This is a genomic window from Amycolatopsis pigmentata, assembly GCF_042684065.1.
GTDB classification, from domain to species: Bacteria; Actinomycetota; Actinomycetes; order Mycobacteriales; family Pseudonocardiaceae; genus Amycolatopsis_E; species Amycolatopsis_E pigmentata.
In genome coordinates this window covers 154,569-180,924 of sequence record NZ_JBHUKR010000017.1, presented here as the reverse complement: position 1 = coordinate 180,924, position 26,356 = coordinate 154,569, and the positions used below count along the sequence as shown (strand labels likewise).

Annotated in this window: 24 protein-coding genes and 1 riboswitch; of the genes, 18 read left to right on the top strand and 6 right to left on the bottom strand. The window is 67.3% G+C overall.

Translation table 11 applies throughout. From position 1 onward, the window contains the following. The first annotated feature begins 36 nt into the window (after window positions 1-36). Entirely contained in the window at window positions 37-318 is a 282-nt protein-coding gene (locus tag ACFSXZ_RS28310) for a hypothetical protein (protein WP_378268265.1), read from the top strand. Window positions 319-344: 26 nt separating this feature from the next. Here ACFSXZ_RS28310 and ACFSXZ_RS28305 read toward each other — a convergent pair whose 3' ends face one another. After that, the gene (locus tag ACFSXZ_RS28305) at window positions 345-857 is read right to left on the bottom strand and encodes a hemerythrin domain-containing protein (protein WP_378268264.1); all 513 of its coding nucleotides are present in this window, start codon (window positions 855-857) and stop codon (window positions 345-347) included. Between the two features lie 76 nt (window positions 858-933). Next, window positions 934-1,893 carry an NADP-dependent oxidoreductase gene (locus ACFSXZ_RS28300; protein ID WP_378268263.1) on the bottom strand — a complete coding sequence of 320 codons (960 nt, stop codon included), beginning with the start codon at window positions 1,891-1,893 and terminating at the stop codon, window positions 934-936. Between the two features lie 99 nt (window positions 1,894-1,992). Between ACFSXZ_RS28300 and ACFSXZ_RS28295 the strand changes: the two genes are divergently transcribed. The 7 genes from ACFSXZ_RS28295 (at window position 1,993) to ACFSXZ_RS28265 (ending at window position 9,227) form a co-directional block, all read left to right on the top strand. After that, window positions 1,993-2,562: a TetR/AcrR family transcriptional regulator gene (locus ACFSXZ_RS28295; RefSeq protein WP_378268262.1), complete on the top strand. Its 570-nt coding sequence runs from the start codon at window positions 1,993-1,995 to the stop codon at window positions 2,560-2,562. A gap of 156 nt (window positions 2,563-2,718) precedes the next feature. Further along, window positions 2,719-3,705, top strand: coding sequence for an MIP/aquaporin family protein (locus ACFSXZ_RS28290; protein ID WP_378268261.1), 987 nt, complete (start codon window positions 2,719-2,721; stop codon window positions 3,703-3,705). Between the two features lie 9 nt (window positions 3,706-3,714). Then, on the top strand, window positions 3,715-5,217 hold the full coding sequence (gene glpK, locus ACFSXZ_RS28285) for a glycerol kinase GlpK (protein ID WP_378268260.1): 1,503 nt from the start codon (window positions 3,715-3,717) through the stop codon (window positions 5,215-5,217). Between the two features lie 199 nt (window positions 5,218-5,416). Continuing rightward, window positions 5,417-6,274 (top strand): iron uptake transporter permease EfeU, encoded by an 858-nt coding sequence (gene efeU, locus ACFSXZ_RS28280; RefSeq protein WP_378268259.1) that lies wholly within the window; start codon window positions 5,417-5,419, stop codon window positions 6,272-6,274. Between the two features lie 52 nt (window positions 6,275-6,326). After that, window positions 6,327-7,472 carry an iron uptake system protein EfeO gene (efeO, locus tag ACFSXZ_RS28275; RefSeq protein ID WP_378268258.1) on the top strand — a complete coding sequence of 382 codons (1,146 nt, stop codon included), beginning with the start codon at window positions 6,327-6,329 and terminating at the stop codon, window positions 7,470-7,472. Further along, window positions 7,472-8,716, top strand: coding sequence for an iron uptake transporter deferrochelatase/peroxidase subunit (efeB, locus tag ACFSXZ_RS28270; RefSeq protein ID WP_378268257.1), 1,245 nt, complete (start codon window positions 7,472-7,474; stop codon window positions 8,714-8,716). The genes efeO and efeB overlap by 1 nt, the downstream gene beginning before the upstream one ends. A 73-nt stretch (window positions 8,717-8,789) precedes the next feature. Next, window positions 8,790-9,227, top strand: a complete 438-nt coding sequence (locus ACFSXZ_RS28265; protein WP_378268256.1) for a GlcG/HbpS family heme-binding protein — start codon at window positions 8,790-8,792, stop codon at window positions 9,225-9,227. A gap of 20 nt (window positions 9,228-9,247) precedes the next feature. Here the strand turns inward: ACFSXZ_RS28265 and ACFSXZ_RS28260 are convergent, their stop codons facing one another. From ACFSXZ_RS28260 to ACFSXZ_RS28245, 4 genes are all read right to left on the bottom strand, one after another. Then, window positions 9,248-9,979 carry a (2Fe-2S)-binding protein gene (locus ACFSXZ_RS28260; protein WP_378268255.1) on the bottom strand — a complete coding sequence of 244 codons (732 nt, stop codon included), beginning with the start codon at window positions 9,977-9,979 and terminating at the stop codon, window positions 9,248-9,250. Beyond that, window positions 9,976-10,815, bottom strand: coding sequence for a CbtA family protein (locus ACFSXZ_RS28255; protein ID WP_378268254.1), 840 nt, complete (start codon window positions 10,813-10,815; stop codon window positions 9,976-9,978). The genes ACFSXZ_RS28260 and ACFSXZ_RS28255 overlap by 4 nt, the downstream gene beginning before the upstream one ends. Before the next feature lie 11 nt (window positions 10,816-10,826). Beyond that, a complete protein-coding gene (locus ACFSXZ_RS28250; RefSeq protein WP_378268253.1) occupies window positions 10,827-11,036 on the bottom strand; it encodes a CbtB domain-containing protein in 210 nt (69 codons plus the stop codon). Between the two features lie 48 nt (window positions 11,037-11,084). Continuing rightward, window positions 11,085-11,173: riboswitch (adenosylcobalamin (AdoCbl) riboswitch) on the bottom strand. Window positions 11,174-11,226: 53 nt separating this feature from the next. After that, entirely contained in the window at window positions 11,227-12,732 is a 1,506-nt protein-coding gene (locus tag ACFSXZ_RS28245) for a hypothetical protein (protein ID WP_378268252.1), read from the bottom strand. A gap of 551 nt (window positions 12,733-13,283) precedes the next feature. On the opposite strand from ACFSXZ_RS28245, the gene ACFSXZ_RS28240 reads away from it, so the two are divergent. The 10 genes from ACFSXZ_RS28240 to ACFSXZ_RS28195 all read left to right on the top strand — a co-directional run bounded on the left by ACFSXZ_RS28240 (window position 13,284) and on the right by ACFSXZ_RS28195 (window position 26,334). Next, entirely contained in the window at window positions 13,284-14,525 is a 1,242-nt protein-coding gene (locus ACFSXZ_RS28240; protein ID WP_378268251.1) for an ATP-grasp domain-containing protein, read from the top strand. Window positions 14,526-14,540: 15 nt separating this feature from the next. Further along, window positions 14,541-16,559, top strand: a complete 2,019-nt coding sequence (locus tag ACFSXZ_RS28235; protein ID WP_378268250.1) for a hypothetical protein — start codon at window positions 14,541-14,543, stop codon at window positions 16,557-16,559. 895 nt (window positions 16,560-17,454) lie between these two features. Continuing rightward, entirely contained in the window at window positions 17,455-18,360 is a 906-nt protein-coding gene (locus ACFSXZ_RS28230; RefSeq protein ID WP_378268397.1) for a D-isomer specific 2-hydroxyacid dehydrogenase family protein, read from the top strand. Next, window positions 18,353-19,399 (top strand): D-alanine--(R)-lactate ligase, encoded by a 1,047-nt coding sequence (gene vanA, locus ACFSXZ_RS28225; protein ID WP_378268249.1) that lies wholly within the window; start codon window positions 18,353-18,355, stop codon window positions 19,397-19,399. Before ACFSXZ_RS28230 ends, vanA begins: the two co-directional genes overlap by 8 nt. After that, window positions 19,389-19,997, top strand: coding sequence for a D-Ala-D-Ala dipeptidase VanX (gene vanX / locus ACFSXZ_RS28220; RefSeq protein WP_378268248.1), 609 nt, complete (start codon window positions 19,389-19,391; stop codon window positions 19,995-19,997). The genes vanA and vanX overlap by 11 nt, the downstream gene beginning before the upstream one ends. Window positions 19,998-20,024: 27 nt before the next feature. After that, window positions 20,025-20,471, top strand: a complete 447-nt coding sequence (locus ACFSXZ_RS28215) for a GNAT family N-acetyltransferase (protein ID WP_378268247.1) — start codon at window positions 20,025-20,027, stop codon at window positions 20,469-20,471. 41 nt (window positions 20,472-20,512) lie between these two features. Then, window positions 20,513-21,070: a M15 family metallopeptidase gene (locus tag ACFSXZ_RS28210; RefSeq protein WP_378268246.1), complete on the top strand. Its 558-nt coding sequence runs from the start codon at window positions 20,513-20,515 to the stop codon at window positions 21,068-21,070. A gap of 1,056 nt (window positions 21,071-22,126) precedes the next feature. Continuing rightward, window positions 22,127-23,092 (top strand): winged helix-turn-helix transcriptional regulator, encoded by a 966-nt coding sequence (locus tag ACFSXZ_RS28205; RefSeq protein WP_378268245.1) that lies wholly within the window; start codon window positions 22,127-22,129, stop codon window positions 23,090-23,092. A 258-nt stretch (window positions 23,093-23,350) separates the two neighbouring features. Continuing rightward, window positions 23,351-24,232 carry a prephenate dehydrogenase gene (locus ACFSXZ_RS28200; protein ID WP_378268396.1) on the top strand — a complete coding sequence of 294 codons (882 nt, stop codon included), beginning with the start codon at window positions 23,351-23,353 and terminating at the stop codon, window positions 24,230-24,232. 140 nt (window positions 24,233-24,372) lie between these two features. Then, complete coding sequence (locus tag ACFSXZ_RS28195) at window positions 24,373-26,334, top strand: ABC transporter ATP-binding protein (protein WP_378268244.1); 1,962 nt, start codon at window positions 24,373-24,375, stop codon at window positions 26,332-26,334. Window positions 26,335-26,356 lie beyond the last annotated feature (22 nt).

The following is a 26,356-nucleotide window of genomic DNA, read 5'->3' as shown; positions in this document are numbered from 1 at the left end:
GATCGGTGCGGGCAAAGGACTTCGTGTTCTACCCGCGTGCGCGGATCCCGCCATCACCGAACTGGGCTTTCACCCGGGGACACGACGAGTACCGCCGCCGACCTCAACGATTCCGGTGTCGTGGTGGGGAATTCCGGGACCACCGGTGACCTGCGCTGGAACCATGGCCGGGTGACCGCGCTGAAAACACTCGGTGCCGTCGACGGCCGGTTCTACGCGAGCGCTTCCGCGATCAACAACCGGGGCGACATCGTGGGATTTTCCGCTTCGCCCGAAAACGGCCGGGAGCACGCCGTGATCTGGCGTTGTCGCCCGTGACCCGCGACTGACGGGACGCCTCCGCGTCAGCGCCGGGGCGCCGCGATGCCGAGCAGGCTCTCAGTGCTGCCGACGCTGGACGGAAGCGAGTTGAGCGCGTCGACGATCCGCCGCTCTTCGAAGGAGAAGTGGGATTCGAGGATCGCGTTGAGCCCGTCGAGTTCGGTGCGGATGCGGCCGGCTTCCGCCTTTCCCGGCTGGGACGGGATGCTTTCGATCAGTTGCCGTAGGTTCTCCAGGAGCCCGCTCACCAGCACGTGGTCCTGTTCCAGTTTCTCGATCGTCGGCCGCAGTTCGGGGAATCGCCGAGCGAGGAGGGGAAAGGCGCCGGTGTCCTCGCCGGTATGGTGCTCGCGCACCGCGCCGCAGAACGACAGGCAGTGCGCCCGAAGGTCGCGCGGCCGCTCGCCCTGGCCGTCGAGATGGGCGTCGACCTCGTCTTTCAGGCGCCCCAGTTCGCCGCGCAACCAATCGTGGATCCGGATCATTTCGGTGCCCAGCGCGAACAGCCGGTCATATGATTCCGCGTTGTTCCCCATCGCTTTCAGACTACCGTGGCGCCTGTGCGGCCCGTGAGAAGTGCCGTCACGGGCCGCACTCCGCCCGCGCGGCGGCTCAGTCCGTCGCGACGCCACCGGGAAGCAGGAGGAGCTTGCCTCGGGCGTGGCCACTTCGGCTGATCTCGAAGGCGGCTTTCCAGTCTTCGAGGGCGAAGGTTCCCGCGATGGGGATGCCGAAGCGGCCGTCGGCCGCGAGCCGGCTGAACTCGGGAAGCGCGTCGGCGGGCTGCCGGGTTCGGTCTTCGTGGAAACTGTCGCGGACCCCGAGTTCCGCGGCTTCCGGAAGCGAGCCGCCGCAGGTGAGCACCCTGTTCGGGTCGCCGCCGGCGATCCGGACGAGATCCGGCAGGGCACCGCCGACCGGTGCCGTGTCGAGGACGAGGTCGACCGGGGCGTCGCTTAACGCTCCGACCCGCTCTACCATGCCGTCCCCGTAGGAGGTGACCTCGGCACCGAGGTCGCGCAGCCGCTGGGCGTAGGTCTCTCCGGCGGTGGCGATCACGCGCATGCCGCGCAGGAGCGCGATCTGCACGGCGGCGTAGCCGATGGTGCTCCCCGCACCGTGGATCAGGATCGTCTTCCCGGGCTCGATCCCCAGCCAGGTCAGATGCAGAAGCGCGGTGTCGACCGCCATCGGCAGCGCCGCCGCCTGCGTGAGATCGAGGCCGTCGGGAACGGGAGTCCAGCGGTCCATGATCGCGCGGTCCGACGCGCCCGCGGTCGGCGCGGCGCGCCAGTCGGCGTTTCCGAGTACGACGTCACCGGCGCCGACATCGGTGACGCCGTCCCCGACGGCCTCGACGGTGCCCGACACGTCGATTCCGATGCCGCGGGGGAGTTCGCCCGCGAACAAGCCCCGGCACAGCGCCCAGTCGGCCGGGGCCAGCCCGCACGCGTGCACGGCCACCCGGATCCGGCCGGGCCCCGGCTCCGGGACCGGCACGTTTTCCAGGCGCAGAACCTCGACGGGTTCCCCGTGTTCGTGGAACCTCAGCGTGCGCGTCGTGGCGGTCATCGGCATCTCCTCACCAAGCAGGACTTCGGGACGGTCGGATAAAATGGATCGTGTTCCGATTACCCTGCGAAGCGTAACACAAGTGGAGCGTGATCCGTTTTGACCGGCGTCGACCCAGCCGAGCTCCGAGCCGATGCCGCGCGCAACCGGCAGGCACTGCTCGAGGCGGCCACCCGGACCTTCGCCGCATCCGCCACGGAGCCGTCCATGCGAGCCATCGCGCGCGAGGCCGGCGTCGGGATCGCCACCCTCTACCGGCACTTCCCCACCAGGGAGGCGCTGGTCGACGCCGTCTACCAGGACCAGGTGCAGCGGCTCACGCAGGGAGCCGGGGAGTTGCTCCGGCGGCTCCCGCCGAGCGAGGCGCTGCGAGCGTGGATGGACCTCTTCGGCGACTGGCTCATGACCAAGCACGGCATGGTGGACACCCTGCGCAGCATGATCGACTCGGGCGAGATCGCGCATGCCCGGACCGGCGACGAGTTGCTCGCGGCGGTCACCACCATCCTCGACGCCGGAAGTGCCGCGGGTGATCTGCGTTCCGATGTCGCCGTCGACGACATCGCGGCCGGCGTCATCGGCATCTTCACCGTCACCAACGGACGGAATGACCGGACCGGCAGGCTCCTCGATCTCCTCGTGGACGGACTCAGGCCCCGTCGCGAATAGAAAGCCGGAACGCGATTCGGTTCTCACCGAGGGCTACCGCATATCACCGGAATGACATCGCACCGGCCGTCGCATCCGCACAACTTGTCCTGAGCGGGACACGCGAGGAACATGACAAGAACCGTGCGACGTGGTATCGGCATCGGGAGGTGCGCGATGAGCGAACAATTCTCCCATAGACGGTCGAATGCGATAAGTCGACTGCGCCAGAACACTGGCGGGGAGTTATTGGCAGAATTTCTCGGTACTGCCGTTCTGATCGTGCTGGGATGTGGTTCGGTCGCTGTGGCCGTGGCGGGGCTACCCGGCTCGGGGCGGCAGTCCGTCCCCTTCGGAGCGGCGAACTGGCTGATCATCGCCTTCGGGTGGGGTTTGGCGGTCGTGTTCGGTGTGTACGTCGCCGGTGGAGTCAGCGGTGCGCACATCAATCCCGCCGTGACCCTCGCGTTCGCCATCCGGCGAAAATTCCCGTGGATGAAGGTGCTTCCGTACTGGGCGGCCCAGGTGGTCGGCGCGTTCGCCGGCGCGGCGATCGTGTACGCCGTCTATCACAACGCGATCGACTTCTACAACGCCACGCAGGTTCCGCCCGTCCCGTCACGTTCCGACTCACTGGCCACGTTCTCGATATTCGCGACGTTCCCGGCGCAGTATTTCGGTGGCGTGTGGTGGGGACCGTTCGTCGATCAGGTCGTCGGCACGGCGATCCTGCTGTGCCTCATCGCGGCCCTGATCGACCGGCGTAACCAGGCGCCGGGCTCCAACATGGCGGCGTGGCTCATCGGTTTCGTCGTCGTGGCCATCGGCCTGACCTACGGGACGAACGCCGGATACGCGATCAACCCGGCGCGTGACTTCGGTCCCCGGTTGCTCACGTTCATCACGGGGTGGGGCAGCAAGGCCTTCCCGGGTGACGGTGCCTGGTTCAGCAACTACTGGTGGATCCCGATAGCGGGGCCACTCGTCGGCGGGGTGGTCGGCATCCTGATCTACGACTTCTTCATCGGGCAGGTTCTGGCCGCCCGGGAGGCAGTCGGCGAGGGTCCGGAACCCGGTCGCGTCCCCACACCGCGGGAGACACAGGAGGAACGGGCGGCGGAGCGGGAACGCGCCTCGGCTGAGGGCAGGAGCCCCAGAGAGTGAGGACAACCGATGCCCTACGTTGCCGCCGTTGACCAGGGCACGACCTCGACCCGGGCGATGATCTTCGATCACTCGGGCCGGGTCGTGTCCTCGGAGCAACGGGAACACGAGCAGATCTTCCCTCAGGCGGGCTGGGTCGAGCACAACGCCGGGGAGATCTGGGAGAACACGCGCAGGGTCACCGCGGACGCGCTGGCCAAGGCCGACCTCCGGGGGAGTGACATCGTCGCGGTCGGCGTGACGAACCAGCGGGAAACCACGCTGGTGTGGGACCGCACGACCGGCGAACCGGTGCACAACGCGATCGTCTGGCAGGACACCCGGACGAACAAGATCATCGAAGAACTCGGCGCGCTCGGCGGCGGGCAGGAACGCTACCGCGCCAAGACCGGCCTGCCGCTGGCCACGTACTTCTCCGGGCCGAAGATCAAATGGATCCTGGACAACGTGGACGGCGCCCGCGAGCGGGCGGAGGCGGGCGAGTTGCTCTTCGGCAACATGGACACCTGGTTGCTGTGGAACATGACCGGCGGGACGGACGGCGGCGTGCACGTCACCGACCCGACGAATGCCTCACGCACCCTGCTGATGGACCTGGACACCCTGAACTGGGACGCCGGAATCGCGTCCGACATGGGCATCCCGGAGTCCATGCTGCCGGAGATCAGATCGTCCTCCGAGGAGTACGGCCAGGTCCGGGAGCGGGGCGTGCTGGCCGGAGTCCCGATCGCCGGGATCCTCGGCGACCAGCAGGCGGCCACCTTCGGGCAGGCCTGCCTTTCCCCGGGCGAGGCCAAGAACACCTACGGCACCGGCAACTTCGTGTTGCTCAACACCGGCACGGAGAAGGTGATGTCGGAGAACGGCCTGCTCACCACGGTCTGTTACAAGATCGGCTCGAACGAGACGGTGTACGCGCTCGAAGGCGCGATCGCGGTCACCGGTGCGCTCGTCCAGTGGCTGCGGGACAACCTCGGCATGATCAGCACGGCCGGCGAGATCGAAGCTCTCGCCGGCACGGTCGAAGACAACGGCGGCGCCTACTTCGTGCCCGCCTTCTCCGGCCTGTTCGCCCCGTACTGGCGTTCCGACGCCCGTGGCGCGATCCTCGGCCTCACCCGGTTCGTCAACAAGGGCCACCTCGCGCGCGCGGTACTGGAAGCCACCGCGTACCAGACCCGCGAAGTGATCGAAGCCATGAACGCCGACTCCGGGGTGCCGTTGAAATCGCTCAAAGTGGACGGTGGCATGGTCGTCAACGAACTGCTCATGCAGTTCCAGGCCGACATCCTCGGCGTGCCGGTGATCCGGCCCGTGGTCAGCGAAACCACCGCCCTCGGCTCGGCCTACGCCGCGGGACTCGCGACCGGCTTCTGGAAGAGCGAGGACGACATCCGCAACAACTGGGCCCAGGACCACGAATGGACCCCGGACATGGCCGAGTCCCGGCGTGACGCGCTGTACCGGCAGTGGAAGAAGGCGGTGACGAAGACCTTCGACTGGGTCGAATAACCGGCTGAACCGAACCGGCCTCGGCCGTCGGCGCGCACGTCGGCCGAGGCCGAGCCTTGCCTTCACGATGCGCTCGACATCCGCCGCGTAACCCGAAGTGCTATGGGGTAGTTAGTTAGCTAAGTCTCACCTTATTGCTTCTGTGGTAGGTTAGCTTAGCCTAACCGGGACGAGGCGGTCGTCGGGAGGAGAGTGCAGCGTGATCCCAACCCTTGTGATCGGACTGCGGGAGGGCGTCGAGGCGTCGCTCATCGTCGGCATCATCGCCGCGTTCCTGCGCCGGAGCGGGCGGCGGGACGCGTTGCGTCAGGTGTGGATCGGCGTGGCGGCCGCGGTCGTGCTGTGCCTGGCGATCGGGATCGGGCTGATCACGCTGTCGCAGGAGTTGCCGCAACGGGCTCAGGAAGGCCTGGAGACGGTGATCGGCGTGTTCGCCGTCGTCATGGTCACCTTCATGATCGTGTGGATGAGCCGCCATGCCCGGGGCATGAAGCGGGAACTGGAAGAACAGGCGGACAACGCCCTGGCTCAGGGCTCGGCCACGGCCTTGGTCGCGATGGCTTTTCTCGCGGTACTGCGTGAGGGCTTCGAGACGGCGGTCTTCCTGGTCTCGGTCATCCAGAACAGTTCCAGCGTGGGGAGCGGCACCGCGGGTGCGCTGATCGGCCTCGTGGTCGCGGTCGGCATCGGGTACGGCATCTATCGCGGCGGGGTCCGGCTGAACCTGGGCCGGTTCTTCAAGGTGACCGGCCTGGTGCTGGTCCTGGTGGCGGCCGGCCTGATGATGGGCGCGGCCCATACCGCGCACGAGGCAGGGTGGCTCACCGTCGGCCAGACCCAGGCGTTCGACCTGAGCTGGCTGGTGCGTCCGGGCACGGTGCTGTCTTCGCTGCTGACCGGGGTGCTCGGGTGGCAGCCGCGGCCGACGGTCGTGGAGGCGGTCGTGTGGCTGGCCTACGCCGTGCCGATGCTCGTCTATGTCGGGTGGCCGCGCCGCCAGGCCAGGAAACCGGCTCCCGCCGTCACCGTCGGCGAGCCGAACGCCGAAGGCGCATAAGACTTTTCCCGATTCCGAACCACCCTCGACACATCCCAGGGAGCACTGTCCCATGCCCACCTCTCCCATGCCCCGCGTTCTTCGCGCCACGAGCCTGGTCGCCGTCGCCGGACTGGTCATCACCGGGTGCTCGCAGAACAAGGTGGACAGTGCCCCGCCCGGTGCCGCCAAGGTCGCCATCGAACTGACCGACGACGGTTGCCGTCCCACGCCGGCCGAGGTGCCCGCCGGGCCGGTCACCTTCGAGGTGAAGAACAACAACGCGAGCAAGGTCTCCGAAGCCGAACTCATGAACAACGACGTCATCCTGGGGGAGAAGGAGAACCTCTCCCCGGGTCTGTCCGGCACCTTCTCGCTGCGCCTGAACGCCGGGAAGTACACCGTCTACTGCCCGAACGCCGCGACCCAGAAGACCGATTTCACCGTCACCGGCGCCGCCGCCCAGGCATCGCAGGATCCCGCCGTCAAGACCGCACTGGACCAGGCCGTCACGGGCTACCAGCAGTACGTGATCGCCGAGGTGGACAAGCTTGTCCCCGCCACCAAGCAGTTCACCGACGCGATCCGGGCCGGTGACGTGGAGCGGGCCAAGCAGGGGTACGCACCCGCTCGCTACTACTACGAAGAGGTCGAGCCGGTCGCGGAGAGCTTCGGCGACCTCGACCCGGCCATCGACCAGCGCGCCGACGACGTCACCGACCAGAGCAAGTGGACCGGTTTCCACCGCCTGGAGAAGGCTTTGTGGGAGGAGAAGTCCGTCGACGGGATGGCGCCGGTGGCCGATCAGCTGGACGCCGATGTGGCCAAGCTCAAGACGCTCGTGGCCACCGCGGCCTACCAGCCGGCTCAGCTCGCGAACGGGGCCACGGAGCTGCTCAACGAGGTCGCCAACCGCAAGATCACCGGCGAGGAGGACCGCTACAGCCACGCCGACCTGTCCGACTTCGACGCCAACATCACCGGCAGCAAGAAGGCGTTCGATCTGCTGCGGCCCGCGTTGAGCAAGCTCGATCCCGATCTGGCGGAGTCCGTCGCCGGTAAGTACGCCGATGTCCTCGCCGCGCTCCAGCCCTACAAGCGGGACAACGGTTACGTGGACTACTCCACTGTCGGAGACGAGCAGCGCAAGGCTCTCACCCAGAAGGTCGACGCGCTCGCCGAACCGCTGTCCCAGGTCTCCGGGAAAGTGAACGCCTGATGGTCCAGTTGCGCACCTCCCGGCGAGGACTGCTCGCGCTCGGCGGCGCCGCGCTGGCGGGTGGCGCGCTGGCCGGTTGCACGGACAAAGCCACGCCCGCCGACCCGTCGGCGGGCAAGGTTCCCTTCTACGGCCCGCATCAGGCGGGTATCGCCACCCCTGCGCAGGCGCGCCTCGCGTTCGCCACCTACGACCTCACCGTCGACGGCAGCGTCGAGAGCAACCGGGCCGCCCTGCGGACGCTGCTGAAAACCTGGACCGAGGCCGCCGCGGCGATGACCGACGGCCGTGCCGTGCCGGGCGACAACGACAAGTTGTCCGCGCCACCGGCCGATACCGGGGAGGCGTACGGCCTGCCACCGGCGAATCTGACGATCACCTTCGGCGTCGGCCCGTCGCTGTTCGACGGCCGGTTCGGGCTGGCGGCCCGCCGCCCGGCCGCGCTGGCGGACCTGCCGCACCTGCCGCCCGCGAACCTCGACCCGGCGCGCAGCGACGGTGATCTGGTGATCCAGGCCTGCGCGGACGACCCGCTGGTCGCCTTCCACGCCATCCGCAACCTGGCCCGGCTCGGCCGGGGCACCGTCGTCATGCGCTGGTCCCAGCTCGGTTTCGGCAAGGCCACCTCCAACGGGGCCGACCAGGAGACCCCGCGAAACCTCATGGGCTTCAAGGACGGCACCCGCAACATCTCCGGCGACGACACCGGGTTGATGGACCAGCACGTCTGGGTGGGCGGCGAAACCGATCAGCCGTGGATGCGCGGTGGCAGCTATCTGGTCGCCCGGCGCATCCAGATGCGGATCGAAGGCTGGGACCGGGACTACCTCGCCGACCAGCAGAACGTCATCGGGCGCTACAAGTACTCCGGCGCTCCGCTCACCGGCTCGAAGGAGCACGACGAGCCCGATTTCAACGCCAGGAACGCCTCCGGTGAGGCGGCCATTCCGATGGACGCGCACATCCGCCTGGCCGCCCACGAGAACAACGACGGTGTCCGCATCCTGCGCCGTGGTTACTCCTTCACCGACGGCATCATTCCCGCGCGCGGTGAACTGGACGCCGGACTGTTCTTCATCGCCTACCAGAAGGATCCCCGCACCCAGTTCGTCGCGCTCCAGCGGAAACTCGGTCAGAACGACGCCCTGAACGAGTACATCCAGCACGTCGGTTCCGGCCTGTTCGCCTGCCCGGCCGGACTCGCCGCTCCCGGCCGCTACTGGGCGGACGAACTCCTCGCCTGACGCGCCTTTGAAGGTGGCTGGCTCCCGCGGCGCGGCTTTGACTCCAGGGACGGCCATGGCTAATTTCGTGATCATGACTGGCGCTCCACGCTTCCCCGGCCTACCGCTGGCCGACGCGGATTGGTTGGTACAAACCGCCTTGGCGGTCGGTGCGGAGCGAGGTTTCGCGCCACTGGCGGTGGCCGTCGTCGACACCGCGGGCGAGCCGATCGCCTTGCGGCGGGCCGACGGCGGAATGCCCATGACAAGCCGGATCGCCGTGGCCAAGGCACGCACCGCGCTGCTCGCGCTGAAGCCCTCCGGCCTGATCGATCTGCCCGGCGGGATCGTCGACGGCATCCAGCATCTCTACGCCGGTGACTTCATCCCCTTTGCGGGCGGCGTTCTCATCACCGATGGCGAATTGATCGTCGGTGCGGCGGGCGCCTCCGGTGCCCGTGCCGTCGAGGACGAGGCGGTCGTACAGACGGCCGTGGAGCAGTGGCAGAAAAAGCGTAACCGCGTTTTGTGAAACCTGCGCAGGCCTCGGCGTTACCTCCGGTTGCCTGCCAGTACGCAGTCGCCGCAGACCGGGCCGGATCCCCCGGGCGCGGCGCGGTAGATCAGGCAGCAGCTGCGCCGCCGGAACCGCCCCTGGGTGTCCACCTCTCCGGTGCCGGCCAGGGGCGCTCGGTGTCGCAGCGACGCGGTCAGCGCTCGCGTGCGATCTGTCCACTCTGGACGCTCGCGGTCGAGCACGGTCGCGGCACCGTGGAGTGCGGAAGCGACGTTGCCCCACAGGATTTGTCGCGAAACCGACAGTCGCGCGAAGGCTTCACCCAGTGCCCGAATGGGGCCGTCGAAGACGTTTTCGGCCAGCCGCGCCGCCAGTTTTTCGATGTCGGACACGCTTCGGGCGAATTGAGGCGAGTGGATCGACACCGGTATCGGCCCGCCGGACACCGGCTGCCACCACGTTTCCCCTGGCGCCAGATCGAGCACGAGCCCGCTCTCCGCGGCGACGGCCAGCGCGGGCGAGATCAACCGTGCGGTCACGCCGAGATGTGCCACCGACGCGGCGACGCGCGTTTCGATGGTTTCCTCGGGCAGTCCGCCGATAGCGGCGAGCCCGTGCCGAACCGTGCCGACCCGTTCCCGTAACACGTCCGGATCCGTGGCGAGGTCTTCGAAGGTCCGCCACGAAGGCGGAATCACGGCACCGGCCGGATGGTGCTCCACCGCGAAATACGGCCCGAGCGCCGCCAGACCCGGCACCGTGTTCACCCGGTTTCCGCCAACGTCCTGCCGCGCTGGAGCACTCGTTCGGCGAGCGGGCCGAACACCAGTCCGAGCGCGCCCCACAGAATCACCTGCGCACCGACCGAACAGAGGCGGAACTCGAAAAGCGTGTCGGCGGGAAATCCCGGATACACGATGTGCCCGGCCGGGTCGGTCAGCGGCTGCGGGGTCTCGGTGGCCTGCTGCCCGTACTCGGCGGCGTTCGCGGACAAGTGCCCCAGCGCGGGCAGGATCGCCATCAGGATCCCGCTGACGGTCACAAACGCCCCCCCGGCGAGAAGGCTCGCGTTCCAGTTGCCCAGTTTCGGCGCGAGGCGGCGCCCGAGCACCACCGCGGCGGCGAGGAAGATCACCGAGCCGACGACCATGATCAGGTAGAGACCACCGCGATCGCCGATGGTGTCCGGGTGGCCGATCGCGGGCGGGTTGGCCGGGTACTTCACGAAGGGCGTCAGGTAGATCGCGAGGAAACCGGCGCCCGCGACCAGCACCGCCAGGGTGCGCGGGCGCACCTTGCCGACCCGGCCCAGGCACACGGTGTACACCACGGCGAACAGGCCGCCCATGGCGATGCCGAAGGCGACCATGCCCAGCCCGATACCGAGGTTGGCCTGGATGGCGCGGCTGAACAGTTCGGCACCGGCGGGCTCGGGCGCGATGCCCGCGGCCTGGTCGAGAGCCTGCTGGGCGGCATCACGGCCGCTCTCGTAGTCGATCGCCGCTTGGATCGGCGGCTCGGCGAAGATCCGCGCGAACACGAACGCCAGCAGTCCCGCCAGCGCACCCGAGAGCACGCCCGACAGAACGAGTTTCTTCTCCATCTTCGATGGCGTCAGTGACAGGGGAAGCCGAGGAAGTGCCGCGCGTCGTGCACGAACTCGTGAACATGCGTGTCGTTGCCGAACACGGAGACGGCACCCTGGTCGATGCCGATGAAGTAGTACAACGCCAGCGCCAGGAACACGCTGCCGGCGAGCCAGAGGACCGCCTTGGAAACGGGCAGTACCACCGGTGTGGACGATTCGGCGGGGATGGCGGTCATCGTCAGCCTCCTTGAGGGATCACGCGTCCCTGATCGTGTGGAGCGGCGTGACGGTCTCTGGACCTGACTCACCCGCCATGGCGGGCTCACAGTGGCGCGACCGTGCCGGATTTTCACCGGCTTCCCGAAAACCGTCAGTGAAAAGCACAGTAAGCCCAGGCACTCGGCCTCGTCAATCACCAGGTCGACGTCAGTGCCCGCGATTCAGCCCCGGAACGCGTCGCGCGGCACTCGTTCTGTCCATTGTGGAGCTTCTCCTCGCGGCGACGGTGCCAGGATGTGATGTTCGTGACGTGACGCGCAAGGATGATTCTCCCGAGACCATCGTCTTGTACTGTCGGCGAACTCGCTCGCGCCGGGTGGCGACTCGTGGCCGCCACAGGTGGAGCGCGGCAGTGGTGGCGAAGGTGCCCGCGCCCAGGGCGGCGATGAGGATCGAGACGCCGTTCCAGGCGCTGGTGGCCCAGGTTGTCGCGCCGAGTTGAGCGCCGAGGCCGAGTTGACCGAGGACCTTGACGGTGTTGGCGGCCTCGTTGGCCTCGTCCCGGCTTCTGGCGTGGCGGGGGAAGCGTGCTTTGAACAGGCTGTCCACCAGCGGGAGCAGAATGGTCGAACCGATCTCGCCGAGGCCCGCGTTGATGACGATGCCGGCGGTGGGGTCGCCCAGCACATGCTGGGACACCGCCACGGACCCTCCACCGAGGGCCATGATCGCGCCGGTCAGCAGGGTCAGCGGCCGGGCGTGGCGGTCCAGGAAAACCTCGGCCCGGTGGTGGCGATGGGTCGCGCGGTCGCCGAAGAAGGCGATGGCCAGCAAGGCCGTGCTGCCGGAGAGGACCCCGAAGTTGAGCAGTCCGGGCAGCCAGTTCGGTGCGGTGCGCGGCAAGGCGCGCAGCCACAGTTCGTCGAAGGCCCCGAGCATGCCCGACGACATTCCGTAGGCGATGGCGACCGTGGCCACATACGGATGTCGTAGCGCCCGGAAGGAGCCCAGGACAATCCGTTTCACGCTGGTCGCCTCGTGGTGGCCGTCCTCGGACGGGGTGAGCACCGCCAACGCGAGCGCGGCCAGGCAGGCCACGCCGGCCGTGGCCAGTGCCGCGGCCCGCAGGCCGGTGGTGGACGCGGCGCGCCCGGCCGGTTCGGCCGCGCAGGCGGCCGGCACCAGGCCGCCCTGCGCCGTGAGGACCGCGGCGAGCCCGAGGGTCAGACCGACCATCACCGCCGCCCAGGTCGTCGACGGCCAGCGCACATCGGTGCGGATCCGGTGGCCGGCCTCGATCCACCGGTTCGCCTGCAGAACGACCTTGATCCACGGCGAGCCGGTCACGCCGAGCAACCACGCGCCGATCTGGTAGAGCGCCGGGCTTTCGGCCACCGAAAGTCCGGCGAACAGACCGTACCCGGCGCCGACGGTCAGGAGCGCGGTCACCGGCCGGGCCCGGCCGGGCATCCGGTCCCACTGCGGAACGATGGTGAAACTGCCGAACAGCGCGCCGTACAGGGCCAGGGTGAACAGCCGTCCCTCCGGGACGCCTGCCGCCGCGCGGGTCAGCACTCGCGACGTGTAGAGCGCGGACAATCCGACGCCGGCGGCCAGTGACGCCGTGGTCAGGTACATCACCCGATGGCCCGTCGACGTGCCGTTGCGCCAAACATCGTTGCGCCGCACGAGGGTGCGGGCCGACGCGATCACACGCGCGAGGTGCCGAGCGGAAACGGTGGCGGGGCACCGCGTCGGTGCGGAGGAGTCCGGAGAACGGGGTTTCTCCGGGCGATTGCCAGGGTTTTCCGCGGGGTTGTGATGATCGGGGGTATCACCATGACCGTATTTCTCCTCGGACCGGATATCCGCCACCGGTCCGGTGGCGGATATCCGCGCTGCCGCAAGGCAACGCGGGACGTGGTCGTGCTCCGGTCCGAGGAGCACACCTTCATCGGGTTACGAACGTCGACGGTAGCCGTGTCGACGTGCCAACGAATCGGCTGTTGGAGTTCGCCCCCTTACCCCTTCCGGGTACCGGCCGTCCTTACCCGCGAAGAACTTCTCGCGGAGACGCGTTGCCCAATCGTTGGAACAGGGCCATCGCCGCCCAGGGCGGCCAGTCCCGGGGCAGGTCAACGTCTTGCCGCTTGGTCCGGCTGCCGGAGCCGGGACTTGTCCGAACCAGGCCGACGGCGTCCGCATGGCCTACGGTGAGATCACCGTGCAGCGAAAAGTGACTGCGCCGGAACGGAGGACGGTCAATGCCACAGTCGGAAGCGGTCGGCAAGAATCCGGACAAAGGGTACCTAGCGCTGCTCGGCTGGAGTCTCAACGCGGTGGAGGCGCTGGACCGCTTCGACCGGCGGTATGTCGTCGTGGCGCCGGACTGGGCGGAGGAGTACTGCGCCGAACACGGGATCCCTTACGTGCGTTGGGATTTCGAGCGGCTCAACGACCGTTCGATGGAGATCGCCGAGATCCTGCACAAGGAAGGCGTCGACGTCGCGATCCCGCTGTTCGAGGAGACGGTCGAGTGGGCGGGGGCGATCAACTCCGTCCTGCAGCACAATCCCCGTCTGTTCGGTCAGGCCATGCTGTTGCGCGACAAGTCGCTCATGAAGCGGCGCGCGCAGCTCGGTGGCATCCGGGTCGGGATCTTCGAGGAGGCCCACGACCGGGAGGACGTGGTCCGTTTTCTCAAGCGTGTCAACCAGACTCTGCTGAAGCTCGACGGTGACCCCAACGACCCGATCCACCTCAAGGCCTTCGACAAGGCGGGTTGTCTCGGGCACCGCGTCATCCGCACGCCCGACGAGATCGACATGATCCCCGACGAGGAGTTCCCCGTCCTCATGGAATCCCACCTCGACGGCTGGGAGTTCGCCGTCGAGGCCTGGATCCACCGGGGGAAGATCAAGTTCCTCAACATCTCCGAGTACGTGACGCTCGGGTACTCGGTGTTCGTGCCGGCGACTCCCGAACTGGAGCGGTACCGGCCGCAGATCACGGAGCAGATCGAGAAGCTCATCAAGGTCTTCGACATCGAGTTCGGCTTCGTGCATCCCGAGTACTTCGTCACCAGCGACGGCGAGATGTACTTCGGCGAGGTCGCCTACCGGCCGCCGGGCTTCAAGGTGTTCGAGCTACTCGAACGCGCCTACGGGTTCAACGCCTACCAGGGACTCGCCCTGGCTTTCGATCCGAAGACCACCGAGGAAGAGATCGACGCGTTCTTCCCGCGTGAGGTCGTCGACGCGTCCGGGGTCGCGGGCTGCTTCGGCGTGTACCCGCGCCGGCGGGTCGTCAGTGAACTACGCATACCGGACGAGACCGAGAACGACGACTACTATGAGTCGCACGACCTCTCGGCGCCGCTTGAGGAGACGGTGACCAAGAGGACCGCGTTCGGCACCCACTGGGGCCTGCTGTACTTCTTCGGCGACAATCCCTACCGGATGCGTGATCTGTTGAAGCAACAAGAAGAGCTCGACTTCTACGTTTGACGCTGAGGAAGCCCCTTGAAACCGACCGATCCCACGGGTGGGGCCACCACGCTGGAAAAGCGTGTGGCCTCGCTCGATGACGCCATCCGCGCGATGGCCCAGACCCGCGACTTCGGGAAGACGACGAAGTTGCGGCGGGTGCTGGAGGCGCTGCGACGGACGCTGCGGGAGCCCGGCGGTGCCGCGGCCGTCCAGGAACGAGCGCAGGCGGTGGAGGAGGCCGGTCTGTTCCAGGGAACGGACTGGGCCTCGCCGCAGATTCTCGTCCCGGCGCTGGTCGGTCCCGGGCTGCGCAGCGGCGACGCGGACACCGTCGTGATGGAGGCGACCAGCGAACTGCGGATGCTCGCGGTCGCCCGTGGTGACTTCGCGCACCCGGCCATCTCCGCCGAGGACGCGAGCAAGTTCCTCGCCCAGGTACTGGCCATGAACCTGGAGCTGCTGTTCACCCCGCCCACCGAGGCGGAACGGGTCCAGCAGGGCCGGACGGCGCAACTGATCCGCGACCTGTTCCGGCACCTCGCCGACCAGATCGGCTACGACAGTGTCCTGGACAAGCTGGTCGAAGAGATCTGGCGGATCCTGCGCCAGCGCCCGATCCAGGTCGACCAGGTGCAGTCGCTGATCACCCGGATCGCGATCTATCGGGGCGATCCGAACGTCGACCTTGGCCAAGCGTCCGGGCAGGGCATCGACAGGCTCATCAGCAGCCTGTTCGGGACCACCGAGGCCTGCCGGGAAGACCCGGGCATCGACGTCTTCCGCTCCCGGCTGGAGGCGATGGACACCGGCGCCCTGCAGTACGAAGCCACCGGGTTCGCCCGCGCGATGCACGACACCGGCCTGGTGTCGCCCTACCACGCGGAACTGCTGCGGTTCCTGCTGGATCAGAGCGACTACCTCGTCGGCGAGGCACTCGGGCTGTCCGACACCGGCCGGAACTGCCTGCTGCGCTTCAGTGATCTGGTGCACCAGCTGATCGAGGAGGCCGTGCACCCGCAGACCGCGCAGTGCGTCTACGGCCTGGCGTTGCTGCTGGACCGTGGCATCCTCCACGAACCGCCGTTGGTTCCCGCGCTGTGGCGCCAGTTGGCGCTGAAGCTCTCACCGGCCTCGCGCGAGCGCTTGACGACGGTCTTCGGCGATCAGGTGGAGCCGAAGGCACGGCTGACGGCGGGCGTGTTGTCCGTGCTGGGCCAGCCGCTCGGCATCGGGCAGGGTGACAACCCGACCTGCCAGTCTGCGCGGGCCCTGTCGATGTGGGCCTACAACGACCCGGACTACCTGTTGCAGGTGGTGGTCTGGGCGGCCCGGGACGACGAGGTCACCATGCACTTCGAAGGGCAGCCGATCTCCTCGAAGGAGAGCGAGGGCGGAGTCGCGAGCACGCTGCCGATGGATCTGGACCCCGTGTCGTTGCTCGTGGTGCCGCATCTGGACCGGATCTACGCGGAGATGGGGCGGCGCTGTGCCGACCGGCCCGGCGACCCGCACCGCTGGGTCAACCCCGAGTTCCACGGTTGGTGGGCGGCGCGCGGCTTCCGGATCAACGTCGATGTCGAGACCGGGAACCTGGTGGACCTGGACGACTTCCTGCGGCAGTTCCACGCGAGCTACCACCCGTCCTACAACGGCGGACAGCCGCTGATCCACCCTCAGCCCGCGGGTGTCGCCGTCACCGACAGCGCGGCCCGGTACGTCGGCTGGCACGCGATCACCATCCTGCGCGTGGCGCCGGATCCGCAGGACGTCATGCGGGTGTACTTCTTCAACCCGAACAACGACAGTGGCCAGGACTGGGGCGACGGCGTCGTGGTGTCCACCGCGGGCAACGGCGAACGGTTCGGCGAAGCATCGCTTCCGTTCGACCAGTTCGCCTCACGGCTCTACATTTTCCACCTCGACCCGCTCGAACACGGAGAGCCGGACAAGGTGCCCGCCGAGGACATCGCGCGGATCATCGGTTACCTGGAACGCAGCTGGGGCGCCGACCGCCTGCCGGCGGGAAAGCTCCAGGCCTCGCCGGGCCCGTAGGAACGAATATCTTCCGTGGCCGCGTCCCCGGTATGGTCCTTACCCGAGCGACTCGGTGTTTCGATAACCGTCGAATGGTGTGGAGGGACGGACCGGGGCGGCGACAATTCACCGTGGACGTCCGGGAAATTGTCGGCGGAATTGCGCTCCGGGCCGGGAGCCGCCCGATCCGGAGGCCGTCGCTCATGGCGGCTACCGTGTGTTTTTACCCCGTAAGGCACGGTGAATACGATCTGTGTTGTTTGGTCACGGTATCGTTGCCACCGTTCGTGTTCGGTTCGTCACATAGTGGTCGGCGGTCCCGGGCGGCGGCCCTCGCTTCGTCCCTCGTCGAGTTCCACGTGGTGACCCTCCGTGTCCCCGTGGGTCCGGAACTCCGACGATTCGATCGTTCTCGCGAACGCCGGCCGTTCCAGGCCAGGGCCGTCCGCGGGCCATCCCAGTGTCCGTCGATGCCGGTCTTACCCGAGTTCAGAGCGTTGAACGTCGTTACCGCGGTGACGAACAGGGCGGGGTGGACGCGGGGCTACGGCATCCGCCGTGCGAGGGTCTCCACCATGCGAGGATCTGGATGTGGCCGAGCCGGGCGGGTACGACCCGCGGTCAGTCGATCGCGGCGCGACCGGGCCGGAGCGGCGTGGATCGGGGCGGAGAGGCTTCGTCTTCGACGATCAACGCGCATGCTATGCTACCGGCCGATACCTTATGGTCGGCATATCGAAAACCGCATACGTACTGACAACACACGCTGCCTTGACTGGACGACATGACCGACAGTGAACCAGCCCGAAAAGCGGCACGCCGCACCCGATCGCTGGCGTCGTCCTCGGTCGTCCCAACGCCGGGAATCACCATTTATGGATGCGGTAAGCATGAGGCCGTCCTGTTCCGGGAGATGGCTCCTCGCTTTGAGATAGTGCCCACCATCACCGCCGATCCGGTGTCCGAGGACAATATCGAACTGGCATTCGGGAACCGGTGCATCAGCGTTGGTCACAAGGCTCGGATCAGCAATCCCACGCTTCTCGCGCTCGGTCGCGCCGGCGTGGAGTACGTCTCCACCAGAAGTATCGGGTTCAACCACATCGACGTGGACTACGCGGCGAGCGTCGGGATCACCGTCGGAAACGTCTCGTACTCGCCCGACAGCGTGGCGGACTACACGCTGATGCTGATGCTGATGGCGGTACGGAACGCCAAATCCATCATCACCCGTGCGGACGTTCATGATTACCGGCTGCACGACGTGCACGGTAAAGAACTGCGTGACATGACCGTCGGGGTGGTGGGAACCGGGCGCATCGGCGCCGCGGTGATGGACCGGCTGCGGGGTTTCGGCAGCCGCATACTGGCCTATGACACCCGTCCCGGGACCGCCGCCGACTACGTTCCTCTCGACGAACTGCTGAAGTTGAGCGACATGGTGACGCTCCATACGCCGCTCACCGCGGAAACGCATCACCTGCTCGACCGTCAGCGCATCGAGCAGATGAAGCAGGGCGCGTACGTCATCAACACCGGACGTGGCCCGCTTCTCGACACCGAGGCCCTCGTTTCGGCGCTGGAGAACGGCGGCCTGGGCGGTGCGGCACTGGATGTCGTCGAAGGCGAGGAAGGAATATTCTACGCCGACCGCCGGAACAAGCCCATCGAGAGCAAACTGCTGTTGCGGCTGCAGCAGATGCCGAACGTGCTCATCAGTCCGCACATCGCGTACTACACCGATCGCGCCCTGAGCGACATGGTGGAAAACAGCATCATCAACTGCCTGAAATTCGAAAGCGGGAGGCGGCATGGCTAGGTTGAAGGTCGGAATCCTCTTCGGCGGCGTCGGCGAAGAACATCCCGTCTCCGTCAAGTCCGCGCGAGAGGTCGCCAAGAGCCTCGACACCGAGAAGTACGAACCCTTCTGGATCGGGATCACCCAGGACGGGGCCTGGAAGCTTTGCGAGGGCCCCGACACGGACTGGGAGAACACCGGTTCCCGCCCGGCCGTGGTGTCCCCGGACCGGAGCGTGCACGGCTTGCTCGTCCTGGAGGACGGGAAGTACGAGACGATCGCCCTGGACGTCGTGTTGCCCGTGCTGCACGGCAATTTCGGCGAGGACGGCACGATGCAGGGCCTGTTCGAGCTCGCCGGCATCCCCTACGTGGGCTGTGATGTCCAGAGTTCCGCCGTGTGCATGGACAAGTCCCTCACCTACACCGTCGTCAGCAGCGCGGGAATCGCCACGCCGAAGTTCTGGATCGTCACGCCGAACGACAAGATCGACGCCGACCAGCTCACCTATCCGGTCTTCGTGAAGCCGGCCCGTTCGGGGTCGTCCTTCGGTGTCACCAAGGTTTCCGGAGCGGACGAACTGGCGAGTGCGGTGGAGACCGCACGGCAGTACGACACGAAGGTGTTGATCGAAGAGGCCGTCGTCGGCAGCGAGATCGGCTGCAGCGTCCTCGGGAACGGTCTGGACCTGACCGTGGGTGAGGTGGACCGCGTCGCCCTCACGCACGGCTTTTTCCGGATCCACCAGGAACAGAGTCCGGAAACCGGTTCCGAGAACTCGGCCTTCATCTGTCCCGCCGACATCCCGGCGGAGTCGCGCTCGCTGGTCCAGGAGACGGCGAAGGCCATCTACCACGCCTTGGGCTGCCAGGGCCTCGCGCGGGTGGACCTGTTCCTGAAGGAAGACGGAACGGTGACGCTCAACGAGGTCAACACCCTGCCCGGTCTGACCTCCTACAGCCGCTACCCGAGGATGATGGCCGCCGCCGGTATGCCGCTCGGCGAGGTGATCGACCGCCTGGTGTCGCTGGCTCTGGCAGGAAAAGCCGATGCACGCTGACTTCGTCTTCGTCGACGAAGTGGTGCCCGGAATACGGTGGGATGCCAAGTACGCCACCTGGGACAACTTCACCGGCAAACCGGTCGACGGATATCTGGTGAATCGGATCGTCGGTACGAAGGCGTTGTGCGAGGCGCTGGCGAAAGCCCGGGAGGAGGCCGCGGCCCTGGGCTTCGGCCTGCTTCTTTGGGACGGCTACCGCCCGCAACGTGCGGTGGACCGTTTTCTGCGCTGGTCACGGGAGCCGGAGGACGGCCGGACGAAGCCGCGGCACTATCCGAACATCGACCGGCCCGCGATGTTCGAACTGGGGTATGTGGCCGAAAAGTCGGGCCACAGCCGGGGCAGCACGGTCGACCTGACGTTCTTCCATCTCGAGACCAGCGAACTCGCTCCCATGGGCGGCGACCACGACCTGATGGATTCGATCTCCCATCATGGCGCGGAAGGCATCACGCCGGCCGAGGCGGAAAACCGCCGGCATCTTTGTTCTGTCATGGAGACCTGCGGCTTCCTTTCCTACGATCGCGAGTGGTGGCACTACACGCTGAAGAACGAACCCTATCCGGACACCTATTTCGACTTTCCGATCTCCTGACGGAAGGTCGCGCAAGGGGGAAAAGCGTTGGGAGCACCGGTACGTCCGGTACGCGCGGCCGACGTCCCGTGCCTGACCGCACTGCTCGACCAGCTCGGGTACCCGAACGAACCCGACGCGGTGGCCAGGCGGCTGGCGAGCATTCTGGAAGCGCCCGCGAAGCAGATCCTGGTCGCGGTGCCGGACGACGACTCCCGCATCGACGGCTACATCAGTGTCGAGCGAAGGCTGCCGCTGGAACAGGATGAACTCGTCGAAATCACCGGCCTGGTGGTCGATTCGGCGGTCCGCCGGTCCGGGGTCGGCCGCACGCTGGTGAATGCCGCCGAACAATGGGCGTTGCGGCAGGGTCTGCGCACGGTCGTGGTTCGTTCGAACGTCGTGCGCCCCGAATCCCACCCGTTCTACGAGGGAATCGGGTACGAGCGAAAGAAGACCTCGCACATCTATCGCAAGGAGCTCCGACCCGGGTGAGGACCACGGTCCGCACCCGGGTTCGGTGGTATCTTCGCGAAATGATCCGTCGCATTCGGAGAATTCTCGCCGGTGGTTTGCGAGCCATTGTCGCGGCGATGGCCAAGGCCCTCGGCTACCGGTTGGTCCGCATTCAGCCTGCCGGTTCGCTCGGGGAAGCCCATGGCGCCGTCCCCGACGGCACGACGGTCTTCGACGAGATTCCGGCCGTGGCCAATCTTGATCCGGGTCTCCTGAGCGCCCTGCGCAAGGCGGCGACGGATGCCGCGGACGAGGGGATCGAGTTCTTCGTCAACAGTGGCTGGCGTTCCCCGGAGTACCAGGATCAGCTTCGTCGCAAGGCGATCGTGAAGTACGGCTCCGAAGAGGAAGCCGCCAAGTGGGTGGCCACCGCGGAGAAGTCCGCTCATGTGGCGGGGGAAGCGGCCGACATCGGGCGAGTCGCCTGGCCGTGGCTGTCCGAGCATGGGGCCGGGTACGGACTGTGCCAGATCTACCGCAACGAACCCTGGCATTACGAACTGCGCCCCGAAGCCATCGAACACGGCTGCCCGCCCATGTACCCCGACCCTTCGCATGATCCCAGGTTGCGGCGATAGGCCGAGTACGCTCGGTGACACCGCGTCGCGCTTCGAACTCACCGTCGATGAATGCCCTCGCTCGGCCATACGGCGGCTATCCTTCCCAAGGTTCAGGGTGAAACATGGGGTGCGTTCACTGGGGACAAGGGGTGCGACGGTGACTCGCGACCACGAGGCAAGGAAAACTCCGACCGGCGAAACCACGGGGCCGAACCCGGCAGGCGCCGGAACCACAAGATCGAATATTTCTCGGGGCCGCACGCTGCGGCTGAAATTGGCCGTGGCGGGACCGAAGCCGTCGAGCGACGGTTTTCCGGCGGTCACCGTCCTGGGCGATGGGCGTAGGCCCTTGTGCTCGGGTAGTTTGTCGGAGAGCGGATCGCGGCCGGCACGCCTTGCCGCTCAAGGGAAACCTCGCCGTCGAGGACACCCGGTTCGCCGTGGGGGCCCGTGCGGACCGGATCCTGATGTCCAACCACCAAGGCTGGGCAGTTGGACGGTGTGGTGTCCGGTGGACGGTCGAACGGTCCGCCGTCGCGCTCCGGGGCGCCGCCGCTTCGGCCGGACGCGGATCGAAGGACACGGCTCACGAGTCGCCGTCCGCCGGCGGCGACCGACGAGCAGCGGCGAATGTCCGTAGTAGGGGGTGGTTCAGGTATGTGCCCCCCCTTTACCATGTCTGTGAAAGGCCAACAATCGGAGTGGTTGAATGCTGGCGGGAAGCGTTCTGCGATCCGATGGGTCGCACGGCTACGGGTTCGTCGCACCGGATGACGGCGCGAAATACGTAGTCCTGCGCACATTGGTGTTCAAGCGAAATTCCGCTGGACCGGTCCCCGAGGGTTCGGGTCGACCCTCGGGGGATGCCGGAAGATAGCGGAGGACGTGCGGGCGCGCGGGATTCGCCCGCACGGAGAGAAGAACCAAAAAACTTGGTCCGTGTCATCGGTGCGGAGCGAGTAAACATGGCACCGGCCGGTTTCTGCCGCGCCGGTCAAGTTCGCGATCGAAAACGACCGGGTCGATATCTGGGGGCCCGGCTGTCCACGTGGTGTCAAATTCAATGGGGGCCAGATGGATTCGACGGGAATTGACATAACCGCTCTGCCGGTCGTCGAAATCGAGCTGTCCCGGCTGTCTTCGGTATGCTCGCCACGAACGTCGGGCGAGGATCCGGAGCACGTCGAGACGCTGTTGTCGGCGGGCACGGAACTACCGCCCATTCTCGTTCACCGGCCGACGATGCAGGTGATCGACGGTCTGCACCGGTTGAAGGTGGCGCAGGTCAGAGGCGATACGAAAATTGTGGCGAGACTTGTCGACGGCACCGACGCGGACGCCTTCGTCCTGGCCGTCGAGGCGAACATCCGGCACGGTCTGCCGCTTTCACTGGCCGATCGCAAGCGTGCGGCCGCCCAGATCATCGGGACGCATCCGCAGTGGTCCGACCGCCGGGTGGCCTCGGCGACCGGCATCTCCGCCGGCACGGTGGCCGACCTGCGCAGGCATGGCGGAGAGAGTGGGAACGAAGCCAGGATCGGGCGGGACGGGCGCATCCGTCCGGTCGACGGTTCGGAGGGCAGGAGACTCGCCGCAGAGCTCATCCGTAGTGATCCGGGGCTTTCGCTCCGGCAGGTCGCCAAACAGGTCGGCATTTCACCGGAGACGGTCCGCGATGTGCGAGGCCGGCTGGAGCGCGGTGAGAGCCCGACCCGGGACGGGAGCAGGCGGCTACGGGCCAAGCCAGAACCCCTGCGGTGGACCGAGCCGGACTTCTGCCGCGCGGTGGATCGAGATCGGCTCGCCGTGCTGGAGCGCCTCAAAGCCGATCCCGCGCTACGCCTGACCGAGGCAGGCCGGATCCTGTTGCGGCTGCTCGCCATGCACTCCCTCGACGGGCGGGAGTGGGGAAGGATCCTGCACGGCGTCCCGCCGCATTGGGGCAGCGTGGTCGCCGGATTCGCCAGGGATCACGCCCGGGTCTGGGCGGAGTTCGCGGATTGCCTGGAAAACCGGACGACCGATCTGGCCGCGGGGTGATCGGGTAGACAAGGGACGGCGACCGGCGCGGCCGGTCGATCCACCGCGGGTCGGTGCGCCAGGTGGATCCGATCGCCCGCGCTCGGATCCGCCACTTTCGCCACGTGGTCCCGTGCTGTACATCGGCGGCTCCGCAACCTACTGTGCCGATCGCTACCAATCCGGCCACAGCCACGGCGGAAACGGGTCTATACAGCCGGATGACTGCGGTCCGTCTCCGCCTACTTCTGGTCGGATTGGTAGAAAGTAGCGGTGAGCATGAAGAAGGCGCTTGTCGTCGGCACGGGGCTGATCGGTACCTCGGTGGCGCTGGCCCTTCGGGAGAAGCGGGTGACGGTCTACCTCTCCGACGTCGATGCGCGCGCGGTGGGGCTGGCGGAGGAGTTCGGCGCGGGCGAGGAGTGGACCGGCCAGGAGGTGGATCTGGCGGTGCTCGCCGTGCCGCCGCACCTGGTGGGGGAGCGGCTGGCTGATCTGCAGAAGCGAGGGGCCGCACGGGTGTACACCGACGTGGCCAGCGTCAAGGTCGATCCGATCGCCGACGTGGCGCGGCTCGGGTGCGACCGGGCGTCCTATGTACCGGGGCATCCGCTCGCCGGCCGGGAGCGGTCCGGCCCGGCCGCCGCCCGCGCCGATCTGTTCCTGGGCAGGCCCTGGGCGCTGTGTCCCGGCCCCGAGACGGATGCGGATGCCGTACGGCTGGTGCGGGAGCTGGTGTCGATGTGCGGGGCGAACGCGGTCACCGTGGGCGCGCGAGAGCACGACTCGGCGATGGCCCTGGTGTCACACGCCCCGCATGTGGTGGCGTCGGCGGTGGCGGCGAGTCTGGAGGGCGGCGACGAGATCGCGCTGGGCCTGGCGGGACAGGGTCTGCGCGATGTGACGCGCATCGCCGCCGGAAATCCCTTGCTGTGGCGGATGATCCTTTCCGGGAACGCCCTGCCGGTGGCCGGGGTGCTCGAGCGGATCGCGGCCGATCTCGCCGCGGCGGCCGCCGCGCTCCGGTCCGGCGAACTCGACGCGGTGACGGATCTGCTGTGGCGTGGCGTCAACGGTCACGGCCGGATCCCCGGCAGGCACGGTGGTCCGGTGCGTGATGACACCGTGGGCGGAACTCCGGCGGGTCTCGCGGGACGCTGAATCCGTCCCCGTTAAGTCCATTGTGGACCAACGCGGCCTGTCCAAGTGCGCGAATTGTTCGGTCGGACGTACTCGTGGACATGGATTCGATTAAGCACGATTGAGCTCGCCGGTTTCGCTTGCGTGAGAGGGGTGCCCGCATGGACGTAGTGATGCGCTTCGGGGGGGTGAAAAAGAGCGATGACGACCCCGATCCCTGGCGGACCAAGATCCGCCCGGGAACGCTGCCCAGAGTGCTCGCCTACTTTCGCCCGCACTTCGGCAAGGTGGCGCTCTTCTTTCTCGTCGCCGCACTGGAGTCGCTCGTCGTCGTGGCAACGCCCTTGCTGCTGATGACGCTCGTCGACAGCGGCATTCTCAAGAACGATCTCGGGGTCGTGATCCTGATGGCGTGCCTGGCCGCCGGGCTTGCCGTGGGCGGCACGCTGTTGCAGCTGTTGTCGGCCTACATTTCCGGGAAGATCGGGCAGGGCGTCACCTACGACCTCCGGGTTCAGGCACTCGACCACGTCCGGCGGTTGCCGATCGCGTTCTTCACCCGCACCCAGACCGGGGTGCTGGTCGGCCGGCTGCACACGGATCTGGTGATGGCCCAGCAGGCCTTCTTCTCCATGCTCGTGGCGGCCACCAGTCTGGTCACGGTCGTGCTGGTGATAGCCGAGCTCTTCTACCTGTCGTGGCTTGTCGCCGTCGTCTCGCTGCTGCTGATCCCGCTGTTCCTCGTACCCTGGGTCTTCGGGGGGCGGCTGATCCATCGGTATGCCAGACGGCTGATGGAGGAGAACGCCGGACTGGGCGGAGTTCTCCAGGAGCGGTTCAACGTCCAGGGCGCGATGCTCTCCAAGCTCTTCGGCCGCCCGGACGAGGAGATGGCCGAGTACGCCGATCGTGCCGGGCGGATCCGCGGGATCGGGGTACGCCTTTCCGTGTACGCCCGGATGGGCTTCGTCGTCATCACACTGATGGCCTCGCTCGCCACGGCGCTCGTCTACGGAATCGGGGGCGGGCTCGTGCTCGCCGGGGCATTCCAGCTCGGCACGCTGGTCGCCGTCGCCACTCTGCTCGGACGGCTGTTCGGACCGATCACCCAGCTGTCCGGGTTACAGGAGACCGCGCTGACCATCGTGGTGTGTTTCGACCGGATCTTCGAGGTGCTTGATCTCAAGCCCCTCATCGAGGAACGCCCCGACGCGGTCGGGCTCGCGAAGAACGTAGTGCCGGAAATCGAGTTCGAAAACGTGTCGTTCCGCTATCCCGGCGCGGACGAGGTCTCGCTGCCGTCGTTGGAGCAGAACGTGCGAGCCGAACGGGAGCGCGGGAAAGCGACGCCGAATGTCCTGCGCGGCGTGAGCTTCCAGGTGCCCGCCGGAACCATGACCGCGCTCGTCGGCCCGTCCGGCGCGGGAAAGAGCACCCTGACCCACCTGGTGTCCCGGCTCTACGACCCGACCTCCGGGATCGTTCGCGTCGGTGGACATGATCTGCGCGAACTCACCTTCGACTCGCTGCGTCAAACGGTGGGGGTGGTCAGCCAGGACGCCTATCTCTTCCACGACACGATCCGGGAAAACCTTCTCTACGCTCGCCCGACCGCGACCGAGGACGAGCTGATCGAGGCGTGCCAAGGGGCTCAGATCTGGGACCTGATCGAATCCCTTCCCAGCGGGCTCGACACCGTGACGGGTGATCACGGCTATCGCTTGTCGGGCGGGGAAAAGCAGCGACTGGCCATCGCCCGGCTGCTGCTGAAGGAGCCCACGGTCGTCGTGCTCGACGAAGCCACCGCGCACCTGGATTCCGAGTCGGAGGCCGCCGTCCAGCGGGCGCTCAAGACGGCCCTGCGCAGCCGTACCTCACTGGTGATCGCCCACCGGTTGTCCACGATCCGCGAGGCCGACCAGATCCTCGTGATCGACGACGGCGGAGTCCGCGAGCGCGGGACGCACGAGGAGTTGCTGACCGAGGGCGGTCTCTACGCGGAGCTCTATCACACGCAGTTCGCCAGGCCGGGAAGCAAGGACACCAGGCAGGCAGGCAATGGTGCCGAGGCCCGTGGCAACGGGCCCGCGCCGGTGGTGCACCAGGCGGTACGTGGAGGATGACGATGAATTCCACAGCGGGGGC

Excerpts from the sequence above, each read along its gene's own strand:
- ACFSXZ_RS28305 (WP_378268264.1), bottom strand. The coding sequence starts at position 857 with ATGGGGAACAACGCGGAATCATATGACCGGCTGTTCGCGCTGGGCACC.
- ACFSXZ_RS28300 (WP_378268263.1), bottom strand. The coding sequence starts at position 1,893 with ATGACCGCCACGACGCGCACGCTGAGGTTCCACGAACACGGGGAACCC.
- ACFSXZ_RS28290 (WP_378268261.1), top strand. The coding sequence starts at position 2,719 with ATGAGCGAACAATTCTCCCATAGACGGTCGAATGCGATAAGTCGACTG.
- glpK (WP_378268260.1), top strand. The coding sequence starts at position 3,715 with ATGCCCTACGTTGCCGCCGTTGACCAGGGCACGACCTCGACCCGGGCG.
- efeO (WP_378268258.1), top strand. The coding sequence starts at position 6,327 with ATGCCCACCTCTCCCATGCCCCGCGTTCTTCGCGCCACGAGCCTGGTC.
- efeB (WP_378268257.1), top strand. The coding sequence starts at position 7,472 with ATGGTCCAGTTGCGCACCTCCCGGCGAGGACTGCTCGCGCTCGGCGGC.
- ACFSXZ_RS28265 (WP_378268256.1), top strand. The coding sequence starts at position 8,790 with ATGACTGGCGCTCCACGCTTCCCCGGCCTACCGCTGGCCGACGCGGAT.
- ACFSXZ_RS28255 (WP_378268254.1), bottom strand. The coding sequence starts at position 10,815 with ATGGAGAAGAAACTCGTTCTGTCGGGCGTGCTCTCGGGTGCGCTGGCG.
- ACFSXZ_RS28250 (WP_378268253.1), bottom strand. The coding sequence starts at position 11,036 with ATGACCGCCATCCCCGCCGAATCGTCCACACCGGTGGTACTGCCCGTT.
- ACFSXZ_RS28240 (WP_378268251.1), top strand. The coding sequence starts at position 13,284 with ATGCCACAGTCGGAAGCGGTCGGCAAGAATCCGGACAAAGGGTACCTA.
- ACFSXZ_RS28230 (WP_378268397.1), top strand. The coding sequence starts at position 17,455 with ATGGCTCCTCGCTTTGAGATAGTGCCCACCATCACCGCCGATCCGGTG.
- vanA (WP_378268249.1), top strand. The coding sequence starts at position 18,353 with ATGGCTAGGTTGAAGGTCGGAATCCTCTTCGGCGGCGTCGGCGAAGAA.
- vanX (WP_378268248.1), top strand. The coding sequence starts at position 19,389 with ATGCACGCTGACTTCGTCTTCGTCGACGAAGTGGTGCCCGGAATACGG.
- ACFSXZ_RS28210 (WP_378268246.1), top strand. The coding sequence starts at position 20,513 with ATGATCCGTCGCATTCGGAGAATTCTCGCCGGTGGTTTGCGAGCCATT.
- ACFSXZ_RS28205 (WP_378268245.1), top strand. The coding sequence starts at position 22,127 with ATGGATTCGACGGGAATTGACATAACCGCTCTGCCGGTCGTCGAAATC.
- ACFSXZ_RS28200 (WP_378268396.1), top strand. The coding sequence starts at position 23,351 with ATGAAGAAGGCGCTTGTCGTCGGCACGGGGCTGATCGGTACCTCGGTG.
- ACFSXZ_RS28195 (WP_378268244.1), top strand. The coding sequence starts at position 24,373 with ATGGACGTAGTGATGCGCTTCGGGGGGGTGAAAAAGAGCGATGACGAC.